We start from the raw sequence: 16,793 nt of genomic DNA on the forward strand, positions 1-16,793 counted from the left end.
AACGCTACATCAGATGTTTCTGATTATTTTTTGAGTAAAGCTTAGGAATCGGACAAACAAACAACCGCATCCCTCTGATGCTGAACTAGTTTCAATCGGATGAGTCCTGGCATATCGCCGGGATTCCGTGACGAAGCTCCCTTTTTTCAACATCTTCTTCTGCAGGAATGCCGTTCGTGAAGACGTACAAACTGACTCTCAAAACGATCCCTCTCCGTCGCTTCGGGCACTCTTTTGCATCCGGTTGTTTGATGATTGCCGGCGTCACCCTGCCGGCGCTGACGACCTTGGCGGCACCGCCTCAAGAACCCGTGGTCGCTCGAGTCGAGATGAAATTGACCGATGGCGAGAAGGTCACCGATGTGATCGAAAAAGGCGATTTGCTGACCGTCATCGAAGAGCGTGAAGACGACTATGTGATCCTGACTCACGATGGATCCCGCGGCGCCGTCGACAAAGTCAATGCGGTCCGGCTCGCCGAATCGACCGATATTTACAGCGATTTGATCGAGCGGAATCCTGACGAAGGACGCTTTTTGACGCTCCGTGCTTCCGCATGGTGGGCGCTCGGGAAATCCGAAAAAGCGGTCGAGGACTTCGATCAAGCAATCAAACTTGGCTACGAAGAACCGCATGCCTATTCGAGCCGCGGGCTGTTCCACGCGTCGATCGGTAATTTTGACAACGCGATCGCGGATTACAACAAAGCTCTTGAGCTTGATCCTGAATCAATCGCACCGCTGATCAATCGCGCGGCCGTCTACATGGCGCAAGGTGAGGTCGAAAAAGCGATCGGCGACTACACCGCCGCGCTAAAGCAAAAACCGGGCAATGCCTCGCTGCTGCGTCAGCGAGCGATCGCGCTGAAAGCGGACGGTAAGCTCGATCGGGCCATCGAAGACTTCAATGCGATCCTGAAAGGCAACGAAAATGACATCGATGCGATCTCGGGGCGAGGATATATCTATTTTCAACAGGGCAACCACAAGGCTGCGGTAAAGGATTTCTCGCAAGTCATCGAGTTGAACCCAGAGTCGGCGGTGGCGTTCAATAACCGTGGCTACAACCAATTCCAGCTCGGAAACGCTGCCGACGCGCTGGCCGACTATGACAAAGCCATCGAATTGGCGCCTCAGTACGGTTTGGCTCTCCAAAACCGAGCTTGGTTGCTGGCGACCGCCAAAGAGGATTTGTTACGTGATCCGGCAAAGGCGATCGAATCGGCCAAGGCAGCGTGTGAGGTCAGCGACTACAGCAATCTCGGCGATTTGTCCGCGCTGGCGGCCGCGTTTGCAGCGGACGGCAAATTTGAAGAAGCGATCGGATGGCAGGAAAAAGTCGTCGAAAACGCTCCTGAATCGTATCAAGAGTTCGCCAAGAAAATCTTGCAGCGGTACCAGGACAAAAAGCCGTTTACCGCTAACCCCGACGATGCGGATGTGGCATCCGAAAACGGGCCCAAGCAAGACGATGTGGCCACAGCGAAGGCCAAGTCTGCCTCGTAACCTCTGCTTCGTAGCCTCTGTCACGTAGCCTCTGTCACGTAGCAATCCGTCTTGTTGCCTACTCGTAGCTTCAATGTGATCGGCACTGAAAACCGCTCTCTCACCAAGGGGGGGCGTTGCCGTCGATTTTCAGTATCGCTTGCGACACGCGGCCAATGCCATCTACTTTGGTACTAAACAGGTGGTTTTTATAGCGGAGCGGCGCAAGCCGCCCGGTAAAATTCGAACGTTTTACTCGCTGCAACCGGGCGGCTTGCGCCGCACCGCTAAAACAACACCCGGCGGGTGCGACCGTCGCTGGTTTTGACTGCGTTGGCGGGCTTCAAAAAATCCAGCTGAAATGCGGGTGGCTGCCCAGACTGGGGCAGATCGGTGGCCGACCGTTTCCTCGGGACGGCGCATCGACTATTCTATTCTCTCTCTTGGTCCGATCGAGCGATCACGCTGGCATCGGGCCCTGACGCCCCTCGCGCAACTTCCTTCCTAATCTCAAGATTGGTTACTTACAGTGATCTTGTTATCTCGATTGCGACACGCGGTATGGACCGCATCGATTTTTTCACTGTTCGCATCCTCTGCGTTTGCCCAAGTCTTTGACAGTGTGGAATCGGCGAAAGCCAATCCCGACTTTTTGATCCAGGGTGAATACGCCGGTGAGACTCAGGGAATGCAAGTCATCGCCCGCGGCGATGGCGAATTCGACTTGGTTGTCTACGAAGGCGGATTGCCCGGTGCCGGAGCGAAACCCGCGCCGCCGCGACGACTCGAAGGCGACGCCGATGTGGTGGCCGATCTGGTCGAGGCGATGGAGTTGGAGAAAGTCGAGCGAAAAAGCCAGACGCTTGGGGCGAAACCGCCGCGTGGTGCCACGGTGTTGTTTGACGGCACCAAAGCATCGATCGACAAGCATTGGCGTGATGGAAAACTGATCGCGTCCGATTTGCTTGGCGAAGGCACGACGACCAAACAGACGTTCGGTGATTATCGATTGCATCTGGAATTTAAAACGCCGTTCATGCCCAAGGCGACTGGCCAAGCTCGTGGCAACAGCGGTGTCTATCATCAAGGCCGCTACGAGACGCAAGTGCTTGATTCATTCGGGCTTGAGGGAAAAGACAACGAGGCGGGCGGCATTTATACGGTCAGCGCTCCTTCGATCAACATGTGCTTTCCGCCGTTGTCGTGGCAAACCTACGATGTCGATTTTACTGCCGCTCGTTTTAACGCCCAAGGCAAGAAGACATCCGATGCCAAGATGACCGTGCGTCTGAATGGCGTGATTGTGCAAAACAACGTCTCGATTTCCGGTCCTACACGTGGAGCTCCGCTGAAGGAATCGGCCGTACCGGGGCCGATCCATTTGCAAAACCACGGCAATCCCGTTCGCTACCGCAATATTTGGATCGTTCCGGTCGATACCGAGCGTGAAGCTCGCCGACCGATCGTCGCAGGATTCGAACGGCTTTACGCCAGCAGTAGTGAGCCTGATGCGGTCGCAGGTGAGTTACTGATCAATGCGTTGGCGTGCGACGCCTGCCATGCTGCGGACACCTTTGCTGATTTGTCGATCAAACGCGGGCCTGATCTTTCTGCAGTCGCCGGACGTGTGCGAGTCGATGCGATGGTCGACATGATCGCCAATCCCCATCAAATCAAACCCGGCACGACGATGCCCGATCCGTGGGGGGATCTCAGCCCCGAGAATCGCCGCGAGAAAGCTCAAGCGATCACCAGTTTTCTGGTCAGCAAAGGCTCTGGGACGCTGCAGGACCGGGCTGCCCCGAAAGATTTGATCAAGACCGGACGTAAACTCTATCAAACCGTGGGCTGTGTTGCCTGTCATGCGGCCGATCCTAAGTCCAGCAAGGCGGCGATGACGAGCACGTCGGTACCGCTCGCTGGCATCGAAAAGAAATACACCCTCAGCTCGCTGACGGATTTCCTCAGCGAGCCACATGTCACACGTCCGGGCGTTCGGATGCCTGGCTTCGTCGGCTCGCCAACGGAAACGACGGCGATAGCAGCCTACTTGCTCGGCGATGTGGTCGTTCAATCGGGGCTCGGCAAATTTAAGCGTCGGATTTACCGCGGCGACTGGGATCGACTACCCGACTTTAGCAAGCTGCAACCCGAATCGACCGATGAAGTGGTCGGGTTGAAGATCAGCGACATCAAGCCGAAGGTCCAATACGCCGTAATCTTTGATGCAACGCTGTTGATTCGCAAAGAGGGCGAATATGCGTTCCGAGTCAAAAGCGATGATGGCAGCCGCGTGTTCGTCGATGGAACCGAAGTGACGGAAAACGATGGCGTTCACCCGCCGACCACGGCCACCGGTTCGATCAAGCTAAGCGAAGGCCAGCACAAGCTGACGCTAAAGTTTTTGCAAAAGGGAGGCGGTGCGGAAGTCAGCCTTGAATTCGAAGACAAAGAATTCGGATGGACGCCGGTGGAATCGGTGATCATTGACCCGGAAAACCCCGTGGCACTGGACTTTCTGCCCAGCAAATATGTGCCGGATCCTTCGCTTGCCCAAACCGGCCAACAGATTTTCCAATCGGTGGGATGTGCAAACTGTCATCAATTCAAAGGCACGGCCGCAACGCTGGTCGCAAAACCGCTAAAGCAACTCGATTTGACCCGAGGCTGTTTGGCCGACGATGTTTCGGCCACTCCACAGGGCGTCGTTGATTTCGAGTTGAACAACACTCAGCGTGCCGCGATCAGCGCCGCAATCCAACAGCGAAAACAATCCGGCGTGCCTGATGTTGACGATGCTACCCGGGTGCACGTGACCATGACCGCGATGAATTGTTACGCATGTCACAAACGTGGCACCGTTGGCGGTCCCGAACCGATCCGCGAAGCCTCGTTCATCAGCACCACACCGGAAATGGGGCTCGAGGGCCAAATGCCGCCACCGTTGGATGGAGTGGGCGACAAGTTGACCGATGCCTACATGAAAACGATTCTGCAGAACGGGGCAAACGAGCGCCCCTACATGCTGACGCGGATGCCAGCGTTTCGCTATGAACATTTGAAAGCGATGCACGAATCGGTCAACAAACTCGACCGCAAAGGCGATGACGCTCCGATTGCGACCGAGCCAGCTACCGAAGCTCAAATCGCCGGAGGGCGACAGTGTGTTGGCAATCGCGGGTTGGCGTGCATCAAATGCCACAGTTACAACGGCGCCAAGGGTGGCGGCATCGGAGCGATTGACATGCTGAAGATGACCACGCGTTTACGTCCAGAGTGGTTCCATCGCTACTTGCTCGACCCACCGTTGTATCGGCCTGGGACGCGGATGCCCAAGAGTTTTGTGGATGGCGAATCGCCGCTGGCGGACCTCTATGGTGGCAACCCCGATAAGCAGATCGACGCGATCTGGAAGTATTTGCTCAAAGGCGATAAAGCCAAAGAGCCCGAGGGTTTGACTCAGGGGGCCATCCTGTTGGCGGCAAATGCGAAGCCGTTGATTTATCGCAACTTCTTTACCGACGTCAGCGCCCGTGGCATCGGTGTGGCGTATCCAGGGGACGTGAATCTGATCTGGGACGCCGAGCAGATGTCGTTGGCCAAGCTTTGGAAGAACAGTTTCATTGACGCTTCGATGCACTGGATCGCTCGCGGCCAAGGACGCCAACAACCGATGGGCGATGCCGTCGTGCTGATTGACTCGGCGGTTCCCTTTGCGATCCTGCCGTCGAGTGATGCCGCATGGCCGAGTGAATCCGCACGTGAACTTGGCTACAAATTCATGGGCTACACGCTTGATGCGAGCGGGTTGCCAACATTCCGGTACCTCGTCAACGGTTACGCGATCGAAGACAAGCCGGTGGCGAGAAACGTCGACGGTATCAAGTCGTTAGAGCGGCATTTTACGGTGACAAGAACGTCCGATGCATCGGGGACGCTCGTATCGCGTTTTTCAAACGGTGCAATCAAGTCCAGCGAAGACGGAACCGTCACGCTTGCCAACGGAGTCCGCATGACGATCGAGGGCGTGTCGGTACAGCAGGTAGGCGAGGGGGACGCGGCCGAACTGCGAGCCGTCGTTCCGCCCGGCGAGTCCGTCTCGTTCACGCAAACCATTCGTTGGTAGATGCCGACGCCGATGTTTTGCTTTTGGCATTTTTAGGCGTCTTTAACGCGGCGCTCGTCTCAAATTAACCTTCCACTCAGTTTCGCAGCACTACCGATGAATCAGTTTCAACGCCTCGCCGCTTCGTCGCTCTTCCTGTTGTGCGTCACCCCGTTTGTCGCCGCCGAGGATTTGCCGAAAGAATCGGATTACTACGCGATCACGACCTTCGAGGCGCCGCTGGATGAAACGATCGAAGCCTGTGGCTTTCAGTTGCTCGAGGATGGACGATTGGCTGTGTGCTCACGTCGCGGCGATATCTTTGCGATCAGCGATCCGTTTGCTAAAGACATCTCGGCATCACAATTCAAGTTGTACGCTCGTGGACTGCACGAACCTCTGAGTCTGGCGTCGCGTGACGGTTGGCTGTATGCGGTCCAGCGTCCCGAAGTCACTCGGATGAAAGACACCGATGGCGACGGAGCGGCTGATGTTTTCGAAACCTACGCCGATGGCTGGGGGATCTCGAGTGATTACCACGAATACGCCTTTGGGTCCAAGTTCGATCAGGATGGAAACCTGATTGTCACGCTCTGTTTGACCGGCTCGTTCAGCAGCAAAGTGCCTTATCGCGGCTGGGCGATGAAGATCACGCCCGAAGGAGAAACGATTCCGTTCTGCAGTGGTGTGCGGTCGCCAGGCGGTATGGGAGCGAACCTTGAGGGCGACATTTTCTATACTGACAACCAGGGGCCGTGGAATGGAACGTGCGGATTGAAATGGCTGCGTCCTGGCGGTTTTATGGGGCATCCCGGCGGTTGGGCATGGTTTGAATTGTGCGAAGACGTGATGGGCAAACCACCGACAATGCCCGAGGATGGCAGTCGATTACACGTGGAAGCAAAAAAAATCCCTGAACTCGTGCCACCCGCGATTTTGTTTCCTTATGACAAAATGGGCAAAAGTGCATCGGGCATCGCTTGCGACACCAGCGACGGAAAATTTGGTCCGTTTGCAGGGCAATTATTCGTCGCTGATCAATCGCACAGCACGCTGATGCGAGTGGATCTGGAAAAGGTCGATGGGCTTTATCAAGGAGCGGCGTTTCCGTTCCGCCGCGGATTTGCATCGGGCAATGTCGGCGTCGAGATGTCGCCAAGAGGATCCATTTTTGTTGGCGGCACGAATCGCGGTTGGGGGTCGGTGGGGCGGCGGCCATTTGCGGTCGAGCGACTCGATTGGACTGGCAAAACGCCATTCGAAATCCAGCACATGCGGCTGACGTCCGACGGTTTTGAATTGACCTTCACGGAACCCGTGGATGCTGATTCGGCCAGCAATTTGGAAAGCTACAAAATGACGACCTACACGTACGAGTACCGTGAACAGTACGGCAGCCCCGAAGTCGACCACACAACGCCAACGATCCAATCGGCTAGCGTTTCGGACGATGGCAAGAGCGTCCGGATTGTTGTGGACGGATTGCAACTCGGGCATGTGCATGAACTGCACGCCGACGGTGTCCGCAGCAAGTCCGGATTGCCGCTGTTGCACAAGGAAGCGTACTACACGCTGAACCGTTTTAAATAGGCGGCAATCACCGGACAAAAGCCACCTCCCGTCGACCACACAGAGCACGCTCTACCTCTGCACGCGAATTGCACTTCCAACGCATCACGTGAGACAGGACACTGCGTGTCGATTGATTTGGGCCTCTATTTCCAAAGATGTCCGCTGACGATTTCCTCGAGTTCCGCTTCATCGAAGTCTTCGAGTTGGCGTGAGGTCAGCCAGCAGACTCGCAACAACATCTCTTTGGTGGAGGTGATCTGCAGTGGTTTGACGTTGATCAGGTCGCCGTTGGCCGGGTTTTCCACGGTGCGAGCGGGGACCGATAGTGAATAGCTTTCGTTCCGCGTCGCAATCGCATCCAGGGCATCACGCAAACCCGGATTGGGTGGCTCGGATTCGATCAAATCACCGATGTCGATGCCGATCGTATCGCAGCGAATTTTTCGTAGCCGATTGAGAAGCGAACCGGCAGCACTATCGATTGGCAGGTCGGCAAAGAGTTCGCGGAGGAACGGCAGACTGTGTTCGGTCCGCAAAATCGCGTTCAGGCGATTGACTTCGAACGCTCCACCCTCACTTTTCTCGAGATCGCGGTGCGACAACATCCCGAGCCAGAGCAGCGGGATGTAGCGTTTCGATTCGCTAATCAATTCAGGGCATTTATTCGGGCTACTTACTAAACTACCGCGCGCAGACATCACACCGCTCCTGGGATTTGATAAAGCCAATCAGATTCCCGCCTTTTACTTGCGGGTGATTGTACTGCATCCCAGGCCGCCGTTGGAAACGCGGCGGCAACCTTAGCCGCGATCACTGCTAAGGTTGCCGTATTTCGCGGTTACACCATCGGTTCAGGTTGGCCTGAAATTTTGCGTGATCCACGGCCTTTCATGAAGCGATGTCCAAAGTCGGTCAACACGAAGATTCGGAGCGAACCGAGGATTGCTAACAACACCGCGAGAATCAGCAGTCGACTGCGACGCGTTTGTTTGAACACGCCCCCTTCGCCCACCGCAGGTTGCTGCTGTGGCTTTAGCGGCATTCCGTACATCATGGCAATTTGATCCATCTCGACGAGGTGGATAACCGGGATATCTTTTCGCATAAAGCGAGTCATGATCGAGTCGATCTGCATCGTTGCTCGCGAAGCCGTGCGATTGAGTCCAGGCTTGTAAGCTCGTTTGCCGATCGTCTTGCCTACCGAGACCGCACCGCCGCCGACGTTGATGTAGGCTTTGTATTCTTGCGAACCGGCTTGTTTGCGATAGACGTTCATCCGTTCGTCGATCGCGCTGGCAAAATCCTCTGCCTCGAGTCGCTTCAGGTCATTATCCGAAATCGATTTGCGGATCATTTTGCGTGCTTCGTCGCCAAGTCCGATCCCTAAATCCTCGTAACCGCCGATCGAACTTGCAACCGACCGAAAGGGGATGTACTGCTCTTCATAGAGCATCGTCTCCATGTCGATCCACAAGAATTTCGGACTGTTGGCTCCCCATTGAGACGAACCGGCACTTGCCAAAATGACCGGTCGAGCGCCGATGGTTTTCAGCGCCGCCAAGACACTGACGTTCATTCCGGGAAACGACCCTGAATAGCCGACCGCGACTAGGTCGCCTTTGCCGACACCGGCTTTGATCAGCATGTCGATTACGACAGCGGCAAGGTTGGGATTCGTCGAGGTTTGCTTGGCGCCCAATCGACCACTCAGGGTGGTCAAGGGAGTCATCAATTCGCCAATCATGCCGGTGGAACCGGGGTCGATCGCGGTATTGATCCGCATACCAAGATGAAGTTTTTCGTTGCGAATTGCCTCCATCATTTCCTTGGACAATTCCGCCGCTTGCATCTTCAGGTCAAGGTCTTCCTGAGGTGCTTCGACACGGAAGTACTCGACCGTTGCCAGTCCCAGCAGCGAAAATGCCGCCATGAAAACGATGATCGATTGCGAGACTTGGCGTGGTCGCCAATACAGACGTTTCATAGTACGAACTCCAATCCGATCAGCATCAGTACCAAGCGAACCACGGTCGCAGCGGTCAATAGAATTCCAAGCGTTTCGAGCATCCCTTGACGGTCGATCCAAATCGCGATCAATCCAGGGATGATGTAACCAATCACTTCATAGTCGTTCGATTCGGCCAACACATCCGCATCGAACGAATCGACGGGGACCGCAGAAAACGGCGAGATTGACTCCATTAGGATGCCGACAAGAAAACCGACAAGCACCATCAAGACGGTACGCCGTTTTCCGTAAATGACGATCATGTTCGACAGCGAGTACACGATAAAATACGTGACGATCGCGGCAAAAAATGTGGCGACCACCGTTACCGGACGGTCCAGTGACAAGGCGATGTAACCGGGCACCACCATCCCGCCCGCGGCGAGACCAAAGGTTTCCGAGAACAGCAGGCTGACGGCCAAGCCGATGCCAATTGATACAGTTAAAGTGTCCATAGTTCCTAAAATGCTTTTTCGTCGACAATGCCGCGATTGCGGAAATATCGCACCACGTCTAAACCTGCGCCACCAATATTTGCCATTCCCATCACCAATGATGAACGGCCCGAAAGACTCACTACCTTCTCAAAAATCTCAGGCGCTCCGTCCCCTTCGGCCATCACTAATTTTCGTGAATCCAAGCCTGAATTGATGGCATGCTTGGCGAAAATGTAGGTCCCTGAACCGATCAAAACGTAATGATCCGCCGGACGCCATGCCGCACAACACTCGGCCAGCTGTCGCGAGCGATCAGGACGGTCGAATCGACAATTGAAAATCATGATTCGCTTGCCAACGCTTGGATAGCGATCACATGCCATGTCCCAAATGCGTTCGGTCGATTCAGGGTCATTCGCGGCAAAGCCATTGATAAACACGATCTCGCGACCAAAGAAATCCAATTCGGCCACGGTCATGATTCCCGGGTCGGGACTAGCCGACCACATCCCTTGCAGCGCCGTCGCACGGTCGACTCCAAGGTCGCTGAGGATTCGCAACGCGAGCGCCACATTCTCGGCATGTTCAATGTACGCAAACTGAGCCAAATCCAAGGGCTGGATCGCGTGCACCTCGTCTTCGCCGACCGTGATCAGCTCGGTTTTGCGGTCGTCGCAAACCTTGCGAAACGCATCCAAATGACGACGTTCGGCGGTGTACAGTTTGCCCTCTTTCGGCACCATTCCCAGTAACGCCCAAGCCACATCCTTCTCGCCTGGACCCATCACATCCAAGTGGTCGGCACGCGCGTTGGTGATCACGCTGTGGGTTGCGTGTACCAACATGAATTCGCACAACCACTGCAAGTAGGGAATCAACGCCATGCACTCGATCACAAGCGCTTCGGATTCAATCTCAGCTGCAGCGCGAACGATCCGGATTTGTTCAATCACATTCGCGCGTGCCGGACGGAATACCGGATACTCGGCACCATCAGGCAAAATCATTCTTGCCAATGTGCCCGTCGTCTTGGCACAGGTGCGTTTACCCGATGCGCGCAGCCCCGCGGCGATCAGCCGAGTCACTGACGATTTGCCTCGCGTGCCATTGACATGGATACGCGTCGGAATCGTCGCTAGGTTGCGTCGATGTAGGAAAGACTCTAATAGGCCCAGCCCAACCAGCGACCCGGTCGTGCCAAGCAGTGCAAGCGAACCATCCATTCGTGATGGTTAATCCCAGTAAGAGACGTGGAGACTGCGTCAGGTTGAAAAGGTGAATACGAGACCTGATGCGCAGCGAATTATGGTGATGATGCAAAAGCGTGCTAGTGGATCACCGCAAAATTCTTACTAAATTCGGCAAATTTGTCAGCGGAATTGAGAAGATTCTCACACCAAATCTCAGCCCGCAAACGGCATCTGGATGACATTAACCGCTTAATGGTGACTTGTGGAGCCTTAAAATGCTCATACGTGATCGCTAAGGTCCGTCGCGGTCCGTAAAGCGATCGATGCCAGGTATTCGGATTTGCGAATCCAAGTGAGGCTTCGGGAAAGTCCAACGCTGGGAAGTGTTTTGAAGTTTTTTGTGAGAAGGATCAAGACGAGAGATCAGGACAACATCGCTTGGACCACGTTGTCATCGCCGCCGATTTTGAAGGAGGCGTCCCGATGGAATAGGGAAAAAGGTTCCCCGCGGAAAACGGTTCCCGGACTCAGATCCGCTGTTTTTCGGAACGAGTCCGGGTACCTTTTCTATCGACTCCGCTCATGGTGGAGTTGTTGTTACTACCGATTCATGTGCCGTCGACGCAAAGCCTGTTGATCTTGCCGCACCACTTGCTGGGCGTACTGTTGTTCGCCGGCTTGAAGTTCCAACAGAAAGTCACTTTGAACGCCGCCAATTACTTGTACATGGTCGCTACGACCACAGCCAGAGATCAATGCGGTCATCACGAGTGGAAGCACGCATAACGTGATGCTTTGACAGGTCTGTTTGAATGTGATTGTCATTTCGATAGGTCCTTAAATATTTCTCGATGGTTCTGGGAATTTGCTGTTAATCTGGTTTTCTCAAACCAAGACTCTTAGTTGAACGGTTGATCGATGACTTCATTGGAAGCGCGAGTGCCGAGAGCCCCCCAAAGTCCATACGGGCTCTTTTGACCCGGTGCCGACTTCCCGCTTTGTCCGTACTCGACCATGGCCGCGCTTTGGTCGCCGGATTCGATTGAGTCGGTGACGAAGACAACCGCACCGTCTCCCATCAAAACGTGACAGCCGCCTTGATGCCGACTGCTTGGTGGCGCGATGCCTTCTTGGCCCGGCCAATCGTCTTGCCAACACGCAGCGGAGTTAGGCGGGGTGATGGTGAACATTGCCGAGTGAAACGTTTCGCCATTCATCCATTGGTATCCGCGTCCGTAGATCGATCCGCTTTCCCAATCGCTGAACAGAACCGTCGACTCCTCCCAGAATTTTGGTCGTGAGGGATCGATGGATCCGTTGGATTCACAGATACGTGGATTCGCTTTGACGCCGACTTGGCCGCGTGCCGCTTGCGTCCGGATGTCGCGGTCACCCAAGTCGGTTGTGATTTCGCCAGCGACGATCGTATTGGACAGTCCGTCCCTAATGTCACGAAACCGCATCGATACGTGAGCAACGAACGCGCCTCGTTGTCCGGCACGTGAAAGCTGTGAATCGGTGTTCGTTTGGACGAGTGCATGATTCATTGGTCCTGTTTCGGCCTTGGCGAACGAGTCGCCTAAGCAGACCGCATAGTTGGTTCGCCCTTGCGATGGAACGCCGTATCCAGGATCGGACGGGCAGCGAAACGTCGGGATCTCGGTCATGGCAGGTGGGTACAGAAAACTCACGTGAAAGCTTGGCTTGGGGCCAAAGGCAGTCCACGAAGGAACTTTGGGAATGCGATCGCCATTGGGGCCAAGCTCTTGGCCGAGCGATGAACTCATTTCCTCCCACAGCGTTTGTTGCTCGATAAACGGCGTGATACCGACCCAAGCACTCAGTTGGCTCTGGTTGGTGTTCGGCGACCAAATCCACCAGTTAGCCGTGGTCGGATCGAGCCCCGTACCGGTTTTGTGTTTAGGCAGCCGATTGTAGGCGGAATGGTAGTTGTGGATTCCCAATCCAATCTGTTTGAAATTGTTGCTGCAGCTCATGCGACGCGCTGCTTCGCGTGCGGCCTGGACTGCGGGGAGTAGTAGTCCAACCAAGACTCCAATGATTGCAATCACAACCAATAACTCGACGAGCGTGAAAGCAAACCTGGGCCGGTTCGTTGAAGACGTCATGGTGATACCTTTGATACTAAGTTTGGGCAAAAGGGGCAAACGTGGGTGAAACAAATCCGAAGCGACAGTTGGCCGGCAAAGGGAATCCAAGTGTCGTCAAACAAACCATCAAGCGTTTATCGATTCGCTTGAGGTTCCAAAATGGAGGGGGCATGAAATGGGTAAGTAACTACGAAGTCAGTGAAGGGGGCAAATTGGATCGGAGACAGAAAACCTTCTAAGCTTCGGTTTCCAGTCTTTATTTACGGGGTATGTTTCGGGGCAAACGTCTCGGCCGCGGCTGTTTCGCAAAGCGACCGATAGGTTTCGTAGAAGTGAATCGCGATTCCGCCAAAACACTCGAAATCTCGAAAGTAGTTTTCAGCGGCTGAAGTTTGCTCGTCAAAATCGACCATCGAGTTATCGCCGAACGTCACTTTCGAAGGCATCACACTTTCGGTAACGAATCCTCGCATCCGCGGTATCTCGCCCTCTTCCGCGAGGTCGCGTGCCTCAAATGTTCGCCACTGCGTGTCCGAGGCAATCACGGATTTCGCTGTCGCCCGTCGGCTTTCAACCTGCGGATCACTTTCCATCAGCCAATAGAATTGTTTGGCCAGCAAACGTAGCGACCTCTCGGCCGCAGCCCGCTGTTGATCAGAGGGGGCGTGCGGGATTTCGATCCCCACGTGAATGTTTTCGCCGTCATCCATCGTGTGAACGCGATGTCCATCAATCAGGCTCTGGTCGGCGAGCAACCGAGTGAGCGACAAGGCCTGTTGGAATTTCTTGCGGGGAAGCCCTACCAGAAACCAGACCTGTCGATCGGCTTCCATGAACGTCTCGACCCCCATGAAGATGGTTGCGCCACGCTGACGTTGACCGTATTCGATTAACGCTCGTCCGTGAGCGATGATGCCGTCAGCACCGTCGGCCCGGTCACGATAATTCATAACGCCAACGTTATCGAACATATCGATGCAGTGAAAACTGGCTGCTTTGCGAACGCCATTGAATTCGACCGCTGCGTTAGCCTCGCCAGTGTTCTTGTCCATCACCTGCCACCAAAATGGAATGTCAACGCCGAACTGCATGTTCGAGCCTTCGCGAATGCGTCGTTGACACTCGGCATTCAATTCCAGGTATTGGCGGAGGATTTGTTCGCGACGTGAAGGCGAATGCCAACCGAGCAACAGATAAGGTTCGTTGTCGAAATGAACGCCGTCGAATCTTTCTTGCTGATTGGCTTGTGAATTGAATTGCAGCACTGCATCCACTAGGCCAAGCGGAATGTGGTGATTCTGTGTGAGGCAGTGTTCGGGGGCTCCGTCCAACGCATGAATGCGGATGTTTCGCGAATGAGCTTCTGCGATGAAGCTGCGTAATTCCCGTTGCATCAACATGGTGATGCGGGCAGAAGGCGGTGCTTCGGGGGCGGTCGTCGATACCCTTGACGGTTCGGGGTTCTTGGACAGCCCGGGCCGCTCGACCTTGTAGGGCAACTGCAGCCAGATTTGGCCGATTTCGTGTGCATGGCAGAAATCAAAAAGTTCGTACCAACGCGGTGTGCTGCCCAACAAGTCTTTTGTGGACCATAGCCACAGCGCGCGTGACGGTGCAGTTGATTGCTGACGCTGCGGTTGTGGTTCCGGCGCTACGTTGGCGAGAACCATCTGATCCAAATCCGATTTGAATGCCACATCTTCTAAATAGACCGTGAATTCGCCAACCTCTGCAAACTCGAAGGTCAATCCTGCGAATTGCGAACAGTCGATATTTGTGGATCGAAGCGGCACAATCACCTCTTGCCATCCTTGGGTAACTCCGCCATCAAGAAACTGATCGACGGGCCCCAACAACGCGGAGTCCTCCTTGGCGATCCAGTGCTCGTCTGACAAACGAATGTTGAAGGTTTCACCTCCGCGTTCCCCGCGAATCCAAAACGACAGATGCGAATATGCCTGCGCATCGAAGTAGGTTGGTTTCAATGCGTGCATGTCAAAGAAGTGAATCCAATAGCCGCAGAACCCTGCGCTGGCTTTGGTCGCCTTGACTCGCATGCTGTACCCACTATCGCCACGCCTCGGATCAGGCACTCGTATCGCCGAGGCGAATGAGGGCGAACGTTGAAACGTAGAGCGGTATCCATCGAGTCGGTTCTGAACTGGCTGATCAAAACGATCGGCGATCCGCAGAGTCGATGGTGCGTCAGCGACTAATGCTTGCTCGCGAGGGAATGAAGCGATATCGTCGGCACGTGAAGACGCAGCCATAACGACGCCGCAGAAGAACAGCAGACAGTAGCGAGGGTTCACGAGTTTTATTTTCCTGTACTTAGACAGCTTGAATCAACCATTGCGATGCTTAACTGCACGTCGTCTCCAGTAGACGGACGAACGTGTTGAGAGTGATGTCTCGCTCACTTGGGGCCGGCGATGGATGATCGTTCAGGTTTTCCGAGTCGATCCGCTTGGCATGGCCGCGACTTTGGGTGTGACGCAAAATCGCGATACTTTGAATCTCGGCCTCGCGATCGGCAGAGCGGTGCATGTCATCTCGCTCTGCCGTTCGGCGTGGCACTGGAACTTCATCGGGCTATTCTTCTTACTCGGCACCCGCGTTCGTCATGGCAACCTGCGACGAATTGATGCGAACGACTTCGACTTCGGCCGATCGCGCAACTCCTGCAGGCAATTGTTCAATCGACATCCCAGGACGAAGATTGGTCGATTGCTCCGCGTCGGGATAGATCGCTACGATGCGAAATCGAGTGCCTGTGGGAGTGCTGTCATTGCCAAATCGAGCTGACGAAACAAAACGAGTTTTTCCAACCGGCGAAGAAGCAGCCTGCACCCACCAACTGTCGTTGGCTTGAGTCGAACGAACCAACACGATGGGCTTTCGACCGTCCAACGAGGAACACGTGACCAAATCGGCTCGTTCCACTTGACTATTTTCGGTCGGGCTTTGGATCAATTTCGCTTGTTCCGCTTGCGAGTCTACTGGCTCGATTTCCGGGCGACTTTCTAATTTCGTCAGGGTCCTTTTGGGGTTTCCCAAGATGCCGTTTGGCTTTTTCAGGACCACGATGGTTTCCACCGAGCGGGCTAAATCCGGAGGCAATTCTCGAAATGATGCCCCTGGCTGAAACAGCTCTCTGCCTTCCGCCGTCGGCACCATCAACACAACAATTTGAAAACGGCTTCCGTCGAGTGAATTGTCGTTTCCGATTTGGGCGGACGCTTTGAAGGAGCGTTGAGATGTCTTCTTTGGCCGCTCCTGTGCCCACCATAGGCAGCCGGGCTGATCGGCCCTGACTAGCACAACCGGATAACCTGGAGCCAGAACTCTGCCGGCAACCTCGACGACTTGTTCCACTTTCTCTTGCGGTTGAGGATTCAGCAGGATAACTCCGGTGTTTTTCGTCTCATCGCCTTGAACCATGGCTACAGGCATGGTGGCAAACAATGCGATGCCGACAAGCTTAGTGAATTTCATTGAGATGTTCCTTACGAACGAAGCGTACTTGGTTGGTGTTTGGACAACGCCCGAGAAGTTATCAAATTTCTTAGCATCCCCCCCGAAAATCCATCGCGACATCGGATTGAAATTCCAAGTTGCCGGCGGTCGAGACGAATGCGTTACGTCTGCATGATGATTGGAACGTTCTGATAACGGCACCCTTAACGAACAGTGACTCGCTGCGGTTGAATTGATTCGGGTCGCAACGTTTTTGTCAATTTTGGAAGGGCTGTCGCACCACACCTCAGAATGAGCTTGGCCTGCATAATCGGAATACCCGTTGCAACCTCCGACTGCACCGGTGTGTTTAGGCAACTCGGACGATGCTTTTTCACTTCATCGATTCGCGAGAGCTACGGTTTTCCGT

Annotated in this window: 12 protein-coding genes; 3 read left to right on the forward strand and 9 right to left on the reverse strand. The window is 54.6% G+C overall.

The features are described from left to right. Window positions 1-176: 176 nt before the first annotated feature. The 3 genes from ABD971_RS33685 to ABD971_RS33695 all read left to right on the forward strand — a co-directional run bounded on the left by ABD971_RS33685 (window position 177) and on the right by ABD971_RS33695 (window position 7,179). The gene (locus ABD971_RS33685) at window positions 177-1,505 is read left to right on the forward strand and encodes a tetratricopeptide repeat protein (protein ID WP_345328055.1); all 1,329 of its coding nucleotides are present in this window, start codon (window positions 177-179) and stop codon (window positions 1,503-1,505) included. Between the two features lie 508 nt (window positions 1,506-2,013). Then, window positions 2,014-5,610, forward strand: a complete 3,597-nt coding sequence (locus ABD971_RS33690; protein ID WP_345328057.1) for a 3-keto-alpha-glucoside-1,2-lyase-like domain-containing protein — start codon at window positions 2,014-2,016, stop codon at window positions 5,608-5,610. 96 nt (window positions 5,611-5,706) lie between these two features. Then, entirely contained in the window at window positions 5,707-7,179 is a 1,473-nt protein-coding gene (locus tag ABD971_RS33695; RefSeq protein WP_345328059.1) for a DUF7133 domain-containing protein, read from the forward strand. A 125-nt stretch (window positions 7,180-7,304) separates the two neighbouring features. On the opposite strand, the gene ABD971_RS33700 is transcribed toward ABD971_RS33695, so the two are convergent. From ABD971_RS33700 to ABD971_RS33740, 9 genes are all read right to left on the reverse strand, one after another. Next, window positions 7,305-7,859 (reverse strand): hypothetical protein, encoded by a 555-nt coding sequence (locus ABD971_RS33700; RefSeq protein ID WP_345328061.1) that lies wholly within the window; start codon window positions 7,857-7,859, stop codon window positions 7,305-7,307. Between the two features lie 140 nt (window positions 7,860-7,999). Beyond that, on the reverse strand, window positions 8,000-9,145 hold the full coding sequence (pgsW, locus tag ABD971_RS33705) for a poly-gamma-glutamate system protein (RefSeq protein ID WP_345328063.1): 1,146 nt from the start codon (window positions 9,143-9,145) through the stop codon (window positions 8,000-8,002). Next, a complete protein-coding gene (pgsC, locus tag ABD971_RS33710; RefSeq protein ID WP_339936368.1) occupies window positions 9,142-9,624 on the reverse strand; it encodes a poly-gamma-glutamate biosynthesis protein PgsC in 483 nt (160 codons plus the stop codon). Before pgsC ends, pgsW begins: the two co-directional genes overlap by 4 nt. Before the next feature lie 5 nt (window positions 9,625-9,629). Beyond that, the gene (pgsB, locus tag ABD971_RS33715) at window positions 9,630-10,829 is read right to left on the reverse strand and encodes a poly-gamma-glutamate synthase PgsB (protein ID WP_339936370.1); all 1,200 of its coding nucleotides are present in this window, start codon (window positions 10,827-10,829) and stop codon (window positions 9,630-9,632) included. 567 nt (window positions 10,830-11,396) lie between these two features. After that, on the reverse strand, window positions 11,397-11,621 hold the full coding sequence (locus ABD971_RS33720; protein WP_345328067.1) for a hypothetical protein: 225 nt from the start codon (window positions 11,619-11,621) through the stop codon (window positions 11,397-11,399). A gap of 74 nt (window positions 11,622-11,695) precedes the next feature. Next, entirely contained in the window at window positions 11,696-12,925 is a 1,230-nt protein-coding gene (locus tag ABD971_RS33725; protein ID WP_339936374.1) for a DUF1559 family PulG-like putative transporter, read from the reverse strand. Window positions 12,926-13,167: 242 nt separating this feature from the next. Further along, the gene (locus ABD971_RS33730; protein WP_345328070.1) at window positions 13,168-15,219 is read right to left on the reverse strand and encodes a hypothetical protein; all 2,052 of its coding nucleotides are present in this window, start codon (window positions 15,217-15,219) and stop codon (window positions 13,168-13,170) included. Window positions 15,220-15,268: 49 nt separating this feature from the next. Beyond that, window positions 15,269-15,454, reverse strand: coding sequence for a hypothetical protein (locus tag ABD971_RS33735; protein ID WP_345328072.1), 186 nt, complete (start codon window positions 15,452-15,454; stop codon window positions 15,269-15,271). Window positions 15,455-15,508: 54 nt separating this feature from the next. Continuing rightward, window positions 15,509-16,402 carry a hypothetical protein gene (locus ABD971_RS33740; RefSeq protein WP_345328074.1) on the reverse strand — a complete coding sequence of 298 codons (894 nt, stop codon included), beginning with the start codon at window positions 16,400-16,402 and terminating at the stop codon, window positions 15,509-15,511. Window positions 16,403-16,793: the final 391 nt, after the last annotated feature.

The sequence above is a fragment of the Novipirellula rosea genome (genome assembly GCF_039541335.1).
Lineage (GTDB): Bacteria > Planctomycetota > Planctomycetia > Pirellulales > Pirellulaceae > Novipirellula > Novipirellula rosea.

Excerpts from the sequence above, each read along its gene's own strand:
- ABD971_RS33695 (WP_345328059.1), top strand. The coding sequence starts at position 5,707 with ATGAATCAGTTTCAACGCCTCGCCGCTTCGTCGCTCTTCCTGTTGTGC.
- ABD971_RS33700 (WP_345328061.1), bottom strand. The coding sequence starts at position 7,859 with ATGTCTGCGCGCGGTAGTTTAGTAAGTAGCCCGAATAAATGCCCTGAA.
- pgsW (WP_345328063.1), bottom strand. The coding sequence starts at position 9,145 with ATGAAACGTCTGTATTGGCGACCACGCCAAGTCTCGCAATCGATCATC.
- pgsC (WP_339936368.1), bottom strand. The coding sequence starts at position 9,624 with ATGGACACTTTAACTGTATCAATTGGCATCGGCTTGGCCGTCAGCCTG.
- pgsB (WP_339936370.1), bottom strand. The coding sequence starts at position 10,829 with ATGGATGGTTCGCTTGCACTGCTTGGCACGACCGGGTCGCTGGTTGGG.
- ABD971_RS33720 (WP_345328067.1), bottom strand. The coding sequence starts at position 11,621 with ATGACAATCACATTCAAACAGACCTGTCAAAGCATCACGTTATGCGTG.
- ABD971_RS33725 (WP_339936374.1), bottom strand. The coding sequence starts at position 12,925 with ATGACGTCTTCAACGAACCGGCCCAGGTTTGCTTTCACGCTCGTCGAG.
- ABD971_RS33735 (WP_345328072.1), bottom strand. The coding sequence starts at position 15,454 with ATGCACCGCTCTGCCGATCGCGAGGCCGAGATTCAAAGTATCGCGATT.
- ABD971_RS33740 (WP_345328074.1), bottom strand. The coding sequence starts at position 16,402 with ATGAAATTCACTAAGCTTGTCGGCATCGCATTGTTTGCCACCATGCCT.